Origin of the sequence: Nitrososphaera sp., from assembly GCA_039938515.1 — an archaeon.
Taxonomy (GTDB): Archaea; Thermoproteota; Nitrososphaeria; order Nitrososphaerales; family Nitrososphaeraceae; genus Nitrososphaera.
The window spans coordinates 86903-103211 of record JBDUUL010000015.1 but is presented as its reverse complement, the minus strand read 5'-3'; the positions used below and the strand labels follow the sequence as shown (position 1 = coordinate 103211).

The following is a 16309-nucleotide window of genomic DNA, read 5'->3' as shown; positions in this document are numbered from 1 at the left end:
GACAACGCAGATACAAATGAAATGGCCAAGCTCACGCGATGCGCAGACCGGTTAATACAGACTGGCCCGGCAAATTCTTGATATCAAGAAAGAGCTTAGCCTCCTTGTTATATTTTTATATTAGATTTCTCTTTGCCTGCATGAGATGTTTGAACTCTCTAAGTACAAATGGAAGCTGCTATCCTTCGGCCTGATGGCTATTCTGGTAACTGGCTTTATCGCGCCACAAGCCTTTGCCGCTGGAACCAAAGACGTATTGTCTATTGTGACAGGTATTCAGACTGCGATTTCTGACCCGACAAATGGTTTGCAGGCAATTCAAAACAATGTCAATACAAAAGCAAGCCAGTCGTCTGTAAACAACTTGCAAAATAGCGCAAATAACATTCAAAACTCGGTCAACAACTTGCAAACTTCGGTCAAGGGACTAAATTCAAGCCCCAACTCGCTTGCCATCTCTAACGCTACTACTCTTACTCCATTTGGCTCAGTTGGTAACAACCTGCAGGTAGTATTCCTTCCTCAGGTGAACAACAGAACTTACAGCGGTCACATTACAATGAGTTTTGAAGCAATTCTTGCAAAGACGGATGTTAACATTATCTGCAATACTCCCGGCGGGGGCGTCGTTCTTTTCAATCACAGTGGCCTCAATGGAATAGACAGCCTGAACACTGACTTTGCTTGTGCATCACTTACAATGGCCGCCATTAACCACGACACCGTTAACGGTTCTTTCCAGTTTGGCGGTGTAATCCAATACCAGAACAGCACCAATGTTAGCACAAAACTGCCGGTCTTTCTAGTAGAATAGCAGTGTATGCTGCTCAAACCGACTTCGCACGCGGGGTCAAAACCCCTTCTTTTTTCTGACTATCCGACTAATTTGATACCTCGCATTCTATCTAGCCAATGTCTACCTACGAAAAAGAGCTCGCAAGCTGGGCTAACTTTTCGGTGTTTCTAAAGAACGAAAACAGGCAGCTGTTCAAGCAAATGCTATCTGAAACCGAGCAGTTCCTACCGGCATTCAACGCAAAAGAACAGATGCCGCAGGAAGCGTTTCTCATGACTGTAATCTTGGCAAATCAAAGAATGATTGCAGAGCTGGAGGAAAAGGTAGCAAGACGCAAGCAGGAAGCAAGAGAAAAGGGCTCACTTGACTATTATTTAAGGCGCGAAGAATAGCTGACGGCAAAGCCTGTTCTACCATAATCCACCGGTACTACTGCTCGCACTCCTAATCTTTTGTTCGCTTGAGATCATTCTCAAGGCATCAGGGCCAGGCCAAGCGCATAATATTCCACCTATCACTTCCGCCTTTGGATGGCGCCTCCCTGGCCCTTTTTGAGATTTACCATTGGCAGTCAGCAGGAAAGTGATATGCAGATCCGATTAATCTCACATCCAAGAAGCAGCAATGCAAAGACGTATGCGTGTTTTTCCCACCGATGGCTAATTAGTTTCTCGTGGTTTGAAAATACCTGGTTGCATTTGTCGCACAGCCATTCAATTCTATGAATGATGCCGTTTGCATCTTTGACTGGATACCTGTCATGCCTTCTATGGCTTGGCCTGTGCCGGAATCTTCCCATGAACTCAATTCTCTTGCGTGGTCGACAATCAACTTAAACCTGAGATGTACAATTTCCCGAGAAATGCAGCAGAAGATTAAGGATTAGGGTACTCGACTGAGTTGATAATTCGAGACGGGATTTCGCAAAAGATCCAACTCACTATTTCCAATTACTGACCGGACAAAGAAGTCGATATTACATACGCCTGGAAAAAGAATCACGAAATAGCGAGCACACTTTCATTGAAAGGGTCCAGGAGTATCAGATTAAGAAGGTAGACTCGCTATTAGAGGAGAAGAATAGCAAACAGGTCAAGCATGAAAGACAACGGGAGTGAGCTAAAGTAGCGTAAAAAAGATTTGGGAGAGCTATGGTAACGCTCCATAACTCACCTCAGCTGCCAGTTACCACGGTAAATGGACTTCTTGCAGCATCTCCCGAGCCGTCTATTGCCCTGACATTGAAAGTCCGTGCCTGTGCATTTGCCGGCACTGTAAAGCTTGCACTAAACGAGCCGGTGCTGTCTGTTGTTATGGTACTTGGTGTTGTGTTCGAAAGTGTCAAAGCTCCAAATGACAGGGTTATTGTCGAAGATGCAGCAAAGCCCGTTCCGTTGACAGTTACTGTCGAGTTGGCAGTGTTTGCGCCAGGTGATAGAGATATTGATGGTACGATCCTGAGTGGCCTGAAGGCAGAATGCGACGAACTGTCAACTGCTACAATCTCATGAATGCCTGCGACTTCTCCCGTAAGCGGGACTATGAGCGTTGCGTTAAACAAACCATTTGCATTTGTAGATACTATGACAGGCGTTGTCGGCTGGGCCACGCCGTCAAGCGTCAGGGCAACAACAGAATCTGATCCAAAGCCCGTTCCGCTGAGAGAAACTGTTCCACCAGTTGTAGCAGAGTTGGCACCTGATGAAATGGTAGAAAGAACAGTAAATGCTGTACTGCCTTCACCTGCACTAACGACAGTCGGTCCGCCTGCCATTATAGGAACAGTAAAGGTTGCGGTGAATGTTCCTCTCGAATCTGTTGTTATTGTGCTTGGTAAAGTCGTGGCAACCACGTTGCCAAGTTTGACTGTTACCTGTGTGTCTGGAGCAAGATTAACACCGCTTATTCTCACCGTAGCGCCTACTGGTGCTCCGATGGGCGAGACTGAAATACTTGAGCAAATTGATACTGGCAAATGGCCTTGTAGAGTACCATGAACGGTTATTGGAAGCGCACAGAAATTGAAGATTGAGCCGTTTGTGTCGTCGAGGATTCCAGGACCAAAAGTACCTACCGCGGGTTGTATTACTATTGTATTATAGTTGCGGATTTCTCCTGTGTTCACTAACAGTGCCTCAGTTGATACAATAATGGCACCGCTGTTATCGATTATGCCTTGGTTGAAGTTATTTGCGTCGTCCAAAGTCAGAATAACTCCTGCGGGAATTTTCAATGAATCAGCGGGCTGAATGTTAAGTCCGGAAACCTCGCAAGTGTTACTTGCCCATGTTCCCGCTAGCGCACTCGTGCACGTATTTTCATCCAGAGTATATGCTGCGGCGTTTGCAAGTCTAGGACCGAATGACAAAGTCACAACTGACACAAGAAGGACAGCTGCAAGTGATGATGCTATTAGAGTCTTCTTTGCGTTTTCGCTCGTTCTCAATATTCTGGAACCACTTTAGGTTGTATAAAAAGTTGAGAATCCGTGATTGGATATGAAAACTAAGAGTTGGCCTGCTAATGGAACTTTCTTCCGCGCTATTTATCTATGCTCATACGTGAGCAATCCATCTTGAACTCTGCTGGAAGCATTCTCTCAATTGACGACTTTGTCGTTCACTTGAATAGTCTGGGTATTGATTGCAGTGCCTTGACGTCCTCTCTCAAAGATAGCGAAGAGTTAAGGCAGGCGCTCTATGGGCTACTTTTTCATCGCCTCTCGCCGGACGAGTATTCAAAACTAAACGCCATCGCAGGCTAATCCAAAGTCAAATCAGTGCAACGAGCAAACTAGTGACTTTATAGTAATAGCAAAGTACCAAGTAAGCCGCTGTAGCTCAGCCCGGGAGAGCACTCGACCTTTCTTTCTTTTCTTAAACGAAGAGAAGAAAGGAGTGAAGCTGAAGACCGAGCTGTCGTAAGTTCAAATCTTACCGGCGGCACTAGTACCTTTTGTATTCTCTTTTACTTGCACTAACAGAGGCTGATTTTCTAGGAGAGGAGCGCAATATTGCCTTGCAGCATGGACATGAATTTATCGCTGATTTGAAAATAGCCACACATCTGCTGCAGTATTTTCGGCCATAACCGTAAGTGGTCTTGCTGGGCTGGCCTTTGCGTATAAACATTGGAGAATGCGGACACTGCTCGTTGCAGTCAAACTTGCCCAAACAAGAGCCCAGGATAGGTCAGCTACTGATAAAGCTAAGCCTGTTCATCAAGCCAATAACACGCAAAAACGCAGCGCAGGCATTGTAACATGCTTTAGTACTCGACATGGTTAGTGTACCCATGATATCAGGCCTTGTTCTTGCAAATTGCTGGTTAGACAAAAGTGAATCAGCACTAAAGGCCATATGGCGCATTAATGGGGTGTCAGAAGTCTATCGAACCGCTGGCATTTACGACTTGATTGTCAGAGTCGAAGCGGAGAATTTGTACAAATTGCGTGAAATCGTAAGAAGGATAAAAGGCACTTCAGGAATCTTGTCTACCTTTACAAACATTGTCTATAACGCCCAGGCTGGAATGGGGCCAATAATCAGCACAGATGCTGCGTGAAATACAGGCGACTAACTCTTGCCATGGATGGATTTGTAGAACCCGATATCGTTAAGGAAGTTAACAATGGATTATTCCTTCTAACTTGTGATAAATTGTTCAATCTGTGATCTACCCTCTTGAGTTACCTTATCCGCTACGACAATATGTGGATAGATACGGATTCTACAATTCTCATTCTTGCACCACAAATAACGCATTTCGCTAAATCTTGCGTTATCATTGGAACAAGAGCTAGGTCGTGTCTACAAACGCATCTTGGATGCTTACATGCTGAATGAGCGAGCTGCATTATTTAATCGAACGGCTTTAGCCTTGAATGTCTCCCAAAAGGTTACTTTGACGCTCAGAAGATAAACGTGACAGTGTCAGCGTGAACCGTGCAGCAAGGACTATTCCGGCACAGCAAGGCATTTTGAACCGCAATCAGAGCAGTATAGTTCATGCCAAAAGTTATCGGGCACTTGCTCTTTTCTCCCGCAGTTCGGGCATCTTAACAGCATTGTTGCGTCCGGGTTGATGCTCCCAATTACCCGCCAAATAAACCCGCCCGCGGCACCAGTAATGGCCTATAGTTGATTGGCTCATCTCTATAGACGCTTCTAGCAAGTTAGAGAGCTAACAATGACTCACCAGAAAAGACGCAACAGAATCGAGATTAGGGACCAGCTACCTCCTGCGGTCGTTTAAAGCCCGACGAACGAGCCGCAGTCATTGTAAATAAAGTGAGATCATCGCAATGACAGAATCGCAGAAGCACTAGTCGAACAAACTTGAAGAAGCGGCAAAAGAAGATAGTCCACAAGACTGCCTAATCCGCATTACCAAATGCTTTTCTTGCCAAACTGTAAACAGAATCTGACTGAAGGCTTTCATGCTTCTCCACAGCTCGTGCAAGTACGTCTGCATGACTCTGATTCTCTGAAATTGGCTTGGTTGGAATGATAAAGCCAAAGGCAGCGCCTTTGTTGTCCGGATTGTTCTCACCCCAAATAATACCGCCATGAGCATCAATAATTGACTTGCAAATATACAGTCCAAGGCCTGTTCCAGAATCTGCCTTCACAGTGCTTGAGAACTTGGTAAACAGTCTTGGCAGTATTGCTCTGTCAATCCCAGAGCCGGTATCTGTAACTGTAACCTTGACCTGATTATTCTCATCTTTACCTTGAATAGGCTGGACTGCGACATATATCGTTCCTTGGGGCTTTGTAAACCGGATGGCATTGTTTAGCAAGTTTGATAGTACTTGTGTAATTCTTTGTTTGTCTGCAAAGACGCTGATATGCTGATCATTTGCTAATCTTATTTCAACCCCTTCAGTAGCCTGACGCCTTGAATCTTCCACTACTTGCTTGACCAACATGCTTAGGTCAAACTCTTGCTTTTGCAATCTAAAGGAACTGCTTTCAATTCTGGTTACATCGAGAATATCTGAAGACAGCCTTTCAAGGCGCTTTGCGTTTCGAGCTATTATGCTCAAGTCTCCCTTGGTCACCTCAACCACCTGCTCTGCTTCACTTTCTTTTACTTCTGGCGAAATACCGAGTAATTCTGTTGTAACAATGATTGGCTGTATTGGCGTTCGAAGCTCGTGAGCTGCTATATTGATAAACTCGCGCTGCATCTGGTCTTGCTGCCTTAATTTCTGGTTGGCGTCTTCCAAGTCCTTGTTAGCATCCTGCAAATCAGCTGTCCTTTTCTTTACTGCTCTCTCTAGCGCACTGTTCCATCGAAGCAGAAAGAATACTGCTATACCGATGCCAGCTGCAATTCCTGCCTGCAGTACATAAAATACTGTTCTCTGCTGTGCAATGACAGTGTCTATCTGTGAGTAGATGGCCGCAGTTGGAGTGACGACAAATACTGAATATTGCTGCTTTCCATCCAGGATAACAGGCTCACCAGTGTTTAGCCTCTCTCCATAGTTCTTGATTGCAAATAATGCCGTGTGCTCCTTGCCTGACAATACTGTTCTAAAGTGTTCAACGTCTAATGGGTTGGCTATGATTGCTTGATTTTGCTTGCTAAAGTAGTTGGCTCCAATGTTTGATTTGAGAGGAGTGGAAAGAAAGGTTGCATTCTTGTCAAGCACGACTATATACTGCGAATTGATGTCATCTAGATTGCCGTACTTGCTTAGAAAATCGTGAAGCACTAGTGGCATCCTTGTCGCTCCCAGATATTCGCCAGTGTCTTGATTGTATATGGGGTAAAAAAGAGCAACTCTTAGTCTGCCGTCTTCAGGCAAGATGTATGCATTAGAAAAGATCGGCTTGCGACTGTTCGCCAGATACTCACGATATGCACCAGCATGCGAAAGGTCATATCCGACAAGGTTGGGCTTATGTGTCGAATTGCTTACATAGTTCACAATCTTGTCATTCCGGTCAACCAAAAATAGGCCATCAACATTGGTGCTTTGAAGCGTTTGGTTGTACGTCGCTTGCAAGAGCTGATCTGCCTTGGCACCTGTAAAGTCACCGTATTGAATAGTTGGATATGCAGACAGCGTCTGCAGCCTATGCATTAGCGAATCAAGGTCTGAGCCAGTGTTCTGAGATACAGACCTTGCGTACTGTACCTGTGTCTGTTTGTACTGCTCAAACATTGTCGAGCGTAGCTCCTGTTCATAGTTTGATTGAAGGACAAAGTAAGCTACAAACGAGATCCCAAGAATAGCAATAATGCCAAAGCCTGCGACAAATTTGGCAATGTGCAAGCTAACAGTCTTCTAGAAAAGCGACTATTTAACTTCCCACGAAGTAATGTTATGGTAGATAAATGTATACCCACCGAAAATCGAGTTTTGTAGTTTCAAAGCCGATCTATTTCTATACAAACCCTGATTTGCAGCAAGTTCTGCTTGCTATCTTGAGATTAAATTACGCAGTAAGCCAAGCCCACGGTCTACAAAAGGATGTCTGATAATCGACACGCATCTTGCTGGTTGAAGACGAACTGGACATCACTTTAGTGCTTAAAGGAGGTCTGACTGCATGAGTTTATCAGTCTATTTCCAACAGCCTATGTCCTGCCTATTCACGTTAGAGTAGACGAGAGGGCCTTGCCAATCAGCCAGCCAGAGGCTAGATGGTAATACCGAGCTCATGCCATTTGAGAAGGTCATGAAGGAAATCAGCTGGTGTGCCGAAGTACTAAGGGCAATAGAGAAGATATCGGGCTGGCGGCCAGTAGCTTTTGGTCATTGGCTCCCAAGTCTATGTAGACGTAAGATATCCCACTTGACCCTGGAAGAAAGCTCTTGCGCCTCCCTACCTTGCCTAAAAGAACAAGCCGCGTGATTGCTTTCTGCACCGCTCTAGCATTTCCTACGATACCAACAAGCTCTTGCATAGTAATTGAGCCGCTTCTTTGAGCAATCAATCTATGAATTTGTTCTATCGTTTTCTGAGTCGCAGCCATTATGAAACAACGTTCTTTATACTTCTACATTTGCCTACGTATAAATGAAGTTCGCTTAGTCGCTAGAGATTGTCAAACTAGCAGCAGATATCGTGACGTGCTTTAGTACTCGACTTGTATAGTATACTCGTGATTTCCGGCCTCGTCCTTGTAAATTGCTACCTAGATCAAGATTATCTTGCTGAAACGGCAATAAGGCAAATCCAGGGTGTGCTCGAAGTTCACAGGACGCATGGAGTCTATGACCTTGTTGTCAAGGTTCAGGCTGCAGACGAACAGCAGCTGCAGAAAGTGGTAAAGGAAATCAGGTCAGCTCACTACGTCCAGTCAGTCTTGACCAATGTCATTTACAGGCAAGATGCAGACACGCAAGCAGCCTAATTGTCTTATCTTTGCGGCTTTAAACATCCGCATCTAAACATCTGACAATAGACAACATGGCCCCAATGGAGTACACTATCCGAGTTAGCGGAGTATTCTTCAACTGAATGACCGCAGTTTGAGCATAACATTGCGTTAGTCGTCTGCAGTTCACATTATTCAATGCTTGCATCTAAGGAGCAGCCTTTGCGAAGGCCGCCTGATTCTTTGAGGTGTCCGTGCTGCACTCAGCTGCTCAGGAATGCAAGGCCCCAAACTGTCGAAGCTGCCAAGAACTTACTGCCGAGGATAAAAGGAAGCAGCACTGTAGTAATACACGCGCATAATGGCGCGACTTAAAGAATGGTTCACAAAGGTGGGTAACGGTTGTTTGGCTTGGTAACTTGCCATGAGGAGCCCTCAACTCCTGTATTCCGGCCATGTGCCTGCCTTTCTTGGCCAGCACTCCAGATTCAGATTCAACCAATTGCGTATAAGCGACCTGCGCATACAGTACACCATGTCAGAAGACGCAGGCCAAGATGCCCTTACCCGGTTGTTTCAAGGAGAAATGATAATGCTTTCCACTTTTAACAACCAGTTGCTAGACGAAATCAAGGCTGTCTTGCAGCAGAATCAGGCAGTACTCCAACAAAATCAAATACTTCTCATGCAGATAGACAAAAACATCGAGACGTTAAGGGGCAACAGCTATTAGACAAATAACTCGTATGATAATGCTCAATTACTGGTCTTATTGTCCAGTCCAATATTGTTATTGAACCAAGCACGCTTTCACTAGCTCGCTCTTGGTGCAATGATAGTTATGCTCGCATCAACTAGTAGTATCAGAGGCAAGATGAGTGCGCGGATTGATCCCACAAAGCTATCGGGCTTGAAACAAGCGGTGTATGTTATGCAATGCCTTGTCAGAAATGACACTGAAAGCAATATTGTAAAGAACTTGGGCGACGACCAGCAGCTTTACAATATGTGGAAAATATTTCTGCAGCATAATGGATGGATGGCAAGAACAGAACGAGGATGGAAAATGAGTACGAAGGGCGAACGGTGGACGATGCGCTAGTTGAACGAGCTAGGTGAACCTAACAAGAATACTCTATGCTATGCATGCGGCGTTGATTACCCGTTATTTGAAACAGAGTGTTGGTGTTGTGGAGGCAGGCTTTACCGGTCCTATTCAGAACCTAGAGTCGATTAGTTGCGGCGCATGCAGGCCTTTAATGGAAAGCGAGTAGTTACGAAGTCGCATAGTCACCGGGCTCCAGCTCGGACGTCCTTATGAAAAAGAACACATGTCGGCGTACAACCTTCTCAGCCATTCCAGTCGAGAAATAATAAAGGCCCTATGGTACTTATCCTGCGATGAATGTACCACGAGACTTCATCGATTTCCTTACATTTCATAAGCTGTCTTCCGGCTAGCATGTGGCAATGCCTCGTGCATTTGGAGTAATAAAGTGTGTGCAGAGTCGTTCTAATTCCGGCTACTCAGGAACAAAAGTCATAATTGAGTTCTTCCTGTGTCGGACCATTGAAATCCTGGCTGTTGTAGTGTTGTTGGTGTGAGTAATACATGATGCTAAGTTGGAGAGTCTTGCAAAGATTAGCGCTAGTAAATCCTCTACAAAGCTAGATGAGTATTTATCATCAGGGATATTCCCAACTACAAATACCAACTCTTCATTTTGGATGCTAGTGTCAATACTAAAACCTGCGTGTGTTCCAATTTTTGCGAGGTTCGACAGAATATCCCACAGGTTCCCTGCCATGCGAGCACCAAGCACTGTATGCGCTCCTCCTGCAGCAACTTCCTCTATTTGTTGTTCATGAAATGATTTGTCAAGTAGCCACTTGTATGCTGATTCAGCGGCTTGTATGGAATTATAAGCGTCTAGAAATTGCAAAATCTCGGCTCTTGAGGGGTATTCCGAGAGTGCATTTTCAATATCAAATTTCTGCAAAATCCCCCATCTACTACCACTCTCATTAGGTGGGAGTAGTACTTAAAGAGGCGATTTGCGATGGTGGTCTATTGGCCTAGGGATTGTTTCAGTAGTTCTATGTACGGGAAATCAGGATAATCCATCTTTGAATTGGATGATTGCGCGACCATCCTTTTCGACGGCTCAAAAAGCTGGACTACCAATCAGTGGCAATGGTACGTCTTGAAAATTACGGGCGGTACAGAGGCATACACAGCGCAGCTTTGGCGAGGCTAACTTTCATTTCAGAATCTAGCAGTCCAACTAGCGCATTCTTTTTCCCCTTTTACAATGTTCTGGGCAGGCATGTGTCACAATACCGCCTAACTACTATTACGCCGTATTCCTCAAAGACAAATTCTGTTGTTGCAACCCCATCGCAGGTTAAGCAGAAGACAGGCTTGTGCTTGTCTGGTGAATCATAGCGCCTTGTGGTAAATGCCCTGGGTTGGCTGATTGTATGCACATTAGTCATCGAAACGGCTACCCTAATGTCACTTGTGGTATGGTCGAGGCTAAGACAGAGGGATAACAGCAGTTCGATAATCACGCCTTGAAATACGTTATTTTGCATGCTGTAGCCGGGGCGTTATGTCCCGCAGAATCGCCGCGACATCACGTCAGCGTCTTGCCTCTCCGTCGCAGAGACCTTTCGGCTCTTCCTTGAGACCGCCATCCATTTTACGAAGTTCACACTTGTCGCAGCTGCTAATGCTATATCGCATGTCTGCCTATTGCAGCTTGCTCTCACCTAGCTGTGAGAGTAACTAAGGCGGGTAACGGTCCAATGGCAGGGTAACTTGCCATAAGGAGTCCGACTCCTGTAATTCAGGACCACGTGCCCGCCTTTTTTGAATTGCTTATTGCCCGATCAGTGGATATTTGGGGATTGATTTTTCTCGGCAACAATTTACTAGTTGAAGTTTGCAATGACCTTATCTTTCGCAGCACGAGTGAACTTGAGATATCGGGGTCAGGCTGAGCGCCCTTCTCTCTCCCACCAGCGGTTTTAGGCGTCTCCCCTGGCCCCTAAGCAACTTGTCTACTAATCGGTGACTACAGAGTAAGGTATAAGACTCTCCCGGATAAATGCAACAGGCGGGAAGAGAGGAGATTTACAATCATGCCAGTCCTGCATGGTTGCCTTATCAAAGGCTCCTCTCTCCCACTCTAATCAAAGGTTATCTGATGCAGTTATGCAATTAACCTGACATATTGCAGACCTAACGACTAGCCTTTGCTATGCATTTGTCACAGTATCTCTGAATGATTACTGCCCCTTCCTCTTGGAATAGCGCCTCAGTCGTTGCAGGAGCGCTGCACGAAATGCAAAATCCTGCAGCCTTTTTGTTGCTTGTCGATGCCGGTCTTGTGCTTATTGGCTTCACGACAGTCTATAAGTGCCGAGGATATTGAACCCTTGGATCTCATGTTAGCTAACTATGCTCAGTACGCCATGGAGTCAAGATTTCTTTCCATCTGTCGAGTCATTCTACTATACTTATAATCAAGTTCTCAGCCTTTGGATACGCGCTTTACAGAGCGCGTAATAGGCGGGGCTTGCCGGATGCGTTTGCCATATTCACACCGGCAGGCCCATCGCACCGCGATTATTTTGAAAGCGTACATTAGACTGGTCAATGAATGAGACCAACGTATGCCCGAGCTGCGAATCTAAACTGCGTCTTGGTCCAAGAAATGCCGAGGACAAAGCAACAATCTAAATACTTGGCATACCTACTCCTATTTGAGGAATCGATTGCATATCATGATTATGGTGGGTAAGTTGAGCAATCTCGTCGGGCTTTGTCGATAGAGCAACCGATCCTCTTTCTCTGAAAGGCCTAAGTCAAGCAATCTACGTCATGTTTTGCATTGACCGAGGTATTGCCAAAGAGGAAATTGTGTCGCGCTTTGAAGGGGACTGGCCGCTTGTCGATATTTGGACCTCGTTTCTGATTCATAAGCGCTGGCTTGAGCCGGACATGAGCGGAAAGTTAGCCATTACTGACAAAGCAAGGAAATGGCTAATGGATCATCAAGATATGACCATGGCTTCAAAATGCGCTGGATTGGTGGTTTCTGATGGCAAAGTGGTCAAGCGACTAAGAGAGACTATAGAATTTCTCAAAGTTGAATCGGATGGCGGCGTATGGAATACTCCTCAAATAATCGCCATGTTGGAAGACTTGTTCAAAACCGAATCTGAGCTTCGACGGAGTATAGGTCGGTAACAGTACCATGTCATCAAGCGAATCTGACAATGATGGCGTTGCTTGAAAGTAACGACAAGTTAAATCGGATGCTTGGAGCAGAGCCAGTTGTGCAAACGAGCTTAGCTCCATATCCAGCCACGGATTAAACGATAAGTTAAAGTCCTCCCGGAGAAATGCAACAGCCGGGAGAGGGCCGCTCCCTTTTCCCCTTTTGTCGGCGAACGATTTTCATGTAAAACGTAACATTACAGGTTACAGGATTCCGAACGTCTTTTTGGAGGCAGTTGGCCATGTGTATTTGTCAATACACCCGATGACATAACAAATGCTCCGGCTGCAGTATGTAACGGTTGTCGATTGGCTGTTGCCGACACGCCGCCTCCATCAAATACACCTCGAGGAATTAGAGCTTTTTTCGGCTCACGTAGAGAGGAGATCATCGAGAAACAATATGAGGAGCTGAAGGAGCTAGAATCAAAATACAGAGCGTTATATGAAAATGCGCCAGTACTGCTACGAACTATAAACAGAGACGGAGTAATACTCGATTGCAACAATACGTATGTCGAAAGGCTGGGTTACAGTAGCAAGTCAGAAGTAATCGGCCACACTATTTTTGATCACACTCCTGAGGAATACATGACGGAGAAGCGGAAAGGCTTTGAGGAATGGAGGAAGAATGGCAACATAAATAGCCATGAAACATGGCTGAAAAGAAAAGACGGGAGCAGCTTTCCTGCCCTCCTAAGCGCTAATGATCTCCATGACGCAAGAGGAAATTTTATCGGAAGCAATACCGTCATTACAGACCTCACGGAAATATGCGAAGCAAGGCGGCTCAAGGAAAAGGCAACCGAAGAATTAAAGACGGCGTTAGAGATGAAGGAGCAATTTCTCAACATTGCAGCCCATGAACTGAGAACACCGATTCAACCCATCTTGGGCTACACTGAGCTATTGGAAAAAGGCATCATTAACGCCGAGAAAATGGTAGAGGGAATACGCGAGTCTGCAATCCGGTTAAGAGAGCTTGCCAATGATTTACTAGATGTAGCCGCAATCCAGAGTGGCCAGTTTAGATACAATTTACAGCACGTCAAAGCCAGCTCGATACTAAACAATCTTGTCATACATGCAGAAATGACCATCGAGAGTTATGGGAAGACCAAGGACGTTATCGTCGTTTCAGGCGCACCAGCTAGCGATGGGATGCAGAGCTCCCTCCAAACAGATACAGAACTGAAGATCGATGAAAAACGGTTAATGCAAGCACTGCAAAATATTGTCAACAACGCAATCAAGTTCACCGATAAGGGCCAAATTGGAATAACGTCATCGCTCATTCCAAATAAGGGCCTTTACCAGATAGACATTACCGACACTGGCTGCGGCATACCTCCAGAAATCTTTCCAAAACTGTTTGAAAAATTCGCCTCAAAAACTGATGAGCATACTCGCGGCAAGGGCACGGGCTTGGGTCTGTTCATTGCGAACGAAATAGTACAGGCTCATGGAGGTCATATTGTAGGATCTAATCGTGTAGATGGCACACAGGGCGCGATATTTCAGGTAAGACTGCCCGTTGCGTCGTAAGACACTTCCTGGACAAAGACGGTAAATATCATGGCATGATTGACCGGGCAAAGCGTAACTCATCATAAGCCTTAATGCTCATTTATCAAGAGTCCGGGAAGGTCATTTCTTATTGGTTCTGGCTTTAATTTGCCATATCGCAGCTTGTTGAGGCAGCACTCGCAGCGAACAGCCTGAGTCTTGAAATAATAAGCACATCAAGAACAGTGGCGCCATCCATTCCTATAGGACTTTTGCATTGAACCTATTCGCTCGCAGAGATTGCGGCAATTCATCTGTTCAAGCAAAAAAAGCGTATCTTATGTCGGAGCTGGCACTTGAGGGGAGAGCTTTGAAAGCCTCCCTTGTTCTTCTTTATAAGTGCCTTCCATTGGCAATGTGACCGTCTTTTGCAATCATATCACTTGTCAAAAAATGGAAATTCCTTTGCCATGCCATGGCCTGTCGCATGACTGTGCTGTTCTGCCTCTGGAGCAAAGATGGACGTAGATCTGCATTTTGGACATACATAGAATCTGTCAATTACCTGTTTCTTCTCCTCTTCTGTTTGAGAGACCTCATAAACTGAATTGTCACGATTATAACTTTCTGTTGCCTCTATCTGTTTGATTCTCTCATGAGCTGGTATCGCATTCTCCCATAACGTTTCAAAAACATAACCCTGCAGCTTTACCAGCTTTTTAATGTCTGTGTAGAATCCCTCTGTGATTGGATGCCGAGCCGATATTTCCTGCGATGCCATAAATTCACTTTCATTCATTAGAAAGTTGCCGCTTATCCTGCCAAGATGCCTTAATTCATCTACCATGTCCAGCTGCTTTTTGCAGTCCGAAAGATTGTCTTTTGTTATCTCGGTGACGTATCGTAACTTTACTCCTCTCTTGCGAGCCTCTTTCTTTGGAGTTTGGAATATCTGTTCATCAGTTGTCAAGGTTAGAGTATATTCACTTAGAAAGGCAAATACTTCAAATTTTGAATTTTCAAGTAACTTTACTATCCTGTCATACATCTGCTCTTGGTTCCACATCAGCAATACCGAATTTCCGGTCAACACTCGTTTCTTATTTGGAATGGATATCTTGTGTTTGGTCCTTTGTTACCCGCTTTTCTTCTGATGCCTTGAATTTCACCCAGGACGTTTTCGATAACAATTTACTAGTTGAAGTTTTCAATAACCTTATCTTTTTCCTCCAATGTGAATCTGCTCAAGACATCGGGGTCAGGCTGAGCGCGCTCGACATTAGCCTTCCATACGGGCGTCTCCCCTGGCCTCTAAGCAACTTATCTACTAATCAGTGATCGAAGAGCAAAGTTTAAGATTTTCCCGGATAATTGTAAGGCGGGAAGAGAGGAGATTTACAATCATGCTACTCCTGCGCGGTTGCCTTCTCATCAAAGGCTCCTCTCTCCCACTTTGAATAATTTTCTTTCAGCAAAATGAGCTGGGCAAATTTAAGACAATGCTTAATTTATTCAAAACGCTGTCAAGTGTACACCAATTTCGGGGCTAGAAGTGAGCCAGAACGCCCATTCTGTGTTTGCACAGAGCCCTCGGACGACGTGGCTCTCCCTAGCCCTTTTTAGTGCACGACAGCAATCTTTTATCCTAGCCCAGTAATCGACTAGCAAGTGGCCTGCAAGCGCATCTGTTCTCGGTACAAGTCAGTTAGTCATCTTAGATATGGTCACGGACAGAAGCGCTGCAATACATGCGATGTCTACCTTGTTTGGCCAGAAAATTCGTGTCCCTGCTGCAACGTCAAGCTCCGGCTTGGTCCTAGAACTGCTCGATACAAGGCAAAGTATCGCAGTGGCCATAGAGTACCATAGATTTTAATCCAAGCGCAATAGTTCATTGTCAGTTCATTGGACGCACCTGTAGATGGACTTGATGTACATAGAGCTTTGAAAAAGTCACTGTCAGTACTTGGTGAAGAAAAAACAAACGGGATAATGGAACAGCTTAGAAAGAAAGGAATAGTGTTTCAATCAGGAGCATTTGTACTTCAGCAGCTGCAATTACCGCTGTCAGAAATAGTCGGAGCGCCAACGGCCAAAGTGATTATTTCGATGGTGGAAGACGAATTGAAAAGAAAGCCGCTGAACTGAGAATCAAAGCCAATCTACTATATTTAATATCCAGTTCCCTGCATCCGCCGTTGCACTTTACAGAGCGTGCAAGGCTGGGCTTGGCGGAATCGGTAGCCAAACATACACCGGCAGGCCCGTCTCCTCAAGCCCCGCAGGGCAGACCGGCGAATGTGACCGTGACACTTCAGGCATCATCAGGCGTAATCCCGCAGAAAGCTAGTCCAGACCCGCGACAGTAACTGGAAGACTATCGGTTG

Annotated in this window: 14 protein-coding genes and 1 tRNA gene; 11 read left to right on the top strand and 4 right to left on the bottom strand. The window is 45.3% G+C overall.

Annotation, left to right across the window (positions count from 1 at the left end):
* Nucleotides 1-145: 145 nt before the first annotated feature.
* Together ABI361_08590 and ABI361_08585 are read left to right on the top strand one after the other, a co-directional pair.
* Nucleotides 146-814: a hypothetical protein gene (locus ABI361_08590; protein ID MEO9320714.1), complete on the top strand. Its 669-nt coding sequence runs from the start codon at nt 146-148 to the stop codon at nt 812-814.
* Between the two features lie 98 nt (nt 815-912).
* Complete coding sequence (locus tag ABI361_08585; GenBank protein MEO9320713.1) at nt 913-1188, top strand: hypothetical protein; 276 nt, start codon at nt 913-915, stop codon at nt 1186-1188.
* Between the two features lie 782 nt (nt 1189-1970).
* On the opposite strand, the gene ABI361_08580 is transcribed toward ABI361_08585, so the two are convergent.
* Entirely contained in the window at nt 1971-3242 is a 1272-nt protein-coding gene (locus ABI361_08580; GenBank protein ID MEO9320712.1) for a hypothetical protein, read from the bottom strand.
* Nucleotides 3243-3371: 129 nt separating this feature from the next.
* On the opposite strand from ABI361_08580, the gene ABI361_08575 reads away from it, so the two are divergent.
* The 3 genes from ABI361_08575 to ABI361_08565 all read left to right on the top strand — a co-directional run bounded on the left by ABI361_08575 (nt 3372) and on the right by ABI361_08565 (nt 4360).
* Nucleotides 3372-3560, top strand: a complete 189-nt coding sequence (locus ABI361_08575) for a hypothetical protein (GenBank protein ID MEO9320711.1) — start codon at nt 3372-3374, stop codon at nt 3558-3560.
* A 65-nt stretch (nt 3561-3625) separates the two neighbouring features.
* Nucleotides 3626-3741 (top strand) — tRNA-Phe (locus ABI361_08570).
* A 334-nt stretch (nt 3742-4075) separates the two neighbouring features.
* Nucleotides 4076-4360 (top strand): Lrp/AsnC ligand binding domain-containing protein, encoded by a 285-nt coding sequence (locus ABI361_08565; GenBank protein MEO9320710.1) that lies wholly within the window; start codon nt 4076-4078, stop codon nt 4358-4360.
* 811 nt (nt 4361-5171) lie between these two features.
* On the opposite strand, the gene ABI361_08560 is transcribed toward ABI361_08565, so the two are convergent.
* Complete coding sequence (locus ABI361_08560) at nt 5172-7082, bottom strand: sensor histidine kinase (GenBank protein ID MEO9320709.1); 1911 nt, start codon at nt 7080-7082, stop codon at nt 5172-5174.
* Between the two features lie 818 nt (nt 7083-7900).
* Between ABI361_08560 and ABI361_08555 the strand changes: the two genes are divergently transcribed.
* The 3 genes from ABI361_08555 (at nt 7901) to ABI361_08545 (ending at nt 9233) form a co-directional block, all read left to right on the top strand.
* Nucleotides 7901-8167 (top strand): Lrp/AsnC ligand binding domain-containing protein, encoded by a 267-nt coding sequence (locus ABI361_08555; GenBank protein ID MEO9320708.1) that lies wholly within the window; start codon nt 7901-7903, stop codon nt 8165-8167.
* A 388-nt stretch (nt 8168-8555) separates the two neighbouring features.
* Entirely contained in the window at nt 8556-8864 is a 309-nt protein-coding gene (locus ABI361_08550; protein MEO9320707.1) for a hypothetical protein, read from the top strand.
* A gap of 108 nt (nt 8865-8972) precedes the next feature.
* The gene (locus ABI361_08545) at nt 8973-9233 is read left to right on the top strand and encodes a hypothetical protein (GenBank protein ID MEO9320706.1); all 261 of its coding nucleotides are present in this window, start codon (nt 8973-8975) and stop codon (nt 9231-9233) included.
* Between the two features lie 421 nt (nt 9234-9654).
* Here ABI361_08545 and ABI361_08540 read toward each other — a convergent pair whose 3' ends face one another.
* Entirely contained in the window at nt 9655-10131 is a 477-nt protein-coding gene (locus ABI361_08540; protein ID MEO9320705.1) for a hypothetical protein, read from the bottom strand.
* 1886 nt (nt 10132-12017) lie between these two features.
* Between ABI361_08540 and ABI361_08535 the strand changes: the two genes are divergently transcribed.
* Together ABI361_08535 and ABI361_08530 are read left to right on the top strand one after the other, a co-directional pair.
* On the top strand, nt 12018-12386 hold the full coding sequence (locus ABI361_08535) for a hypothetical protein (GenBank protein MEO9320704.1): 369 nt from the start codon (nt 12018-12020) through the stop codon (nt 12384-12386).
* Nucleotides 12387-12725: 339 nt separating this feature from the next.
* Complete coding sequence (locus ABI361_08530; protein ID MEO9320703.1) at nt 12726-13961, top strand: PAS domain-containing sensor histidine kinase; 1236 nt, start codon at nt 12726-12728, stop codon at nt 13959-13961.
* A 400-nt stretch (nt 13962-14361) separates the two neighbouring features.
* Here the strand turns inward: ABI361_08530 and ABI361_08525 are convergent, their stop codons facing one another.
* The gene (locus tag ABI361_08525; GenBank protein MEO9320702.1) at nt 14362-15012 is read right to left on the bottom strand and encodes a hypothetical protein; all 651 of its coding nucleotides are present in this window, start codon (nt 15010-15012) and stop codon (nt 14362-14364) included.
* Between the two features lie 815 nt (nt 15013-15827).
* Between ABI361_08525 and ABI361_08520 the strand changes: the two genes are divergently transcribed.
* Nucleotides 15828-16070, top strand: a complete 243-nt coding sequence (locus ABI361_08520; GenBank protein ID MEO9320701.1) for a hypothetical protein — start codon at nt 15828-15830, stop codon at nt 16068-16070.
* Nucleotides 16071-16309 lie beyond the last annotated feature (239 nt).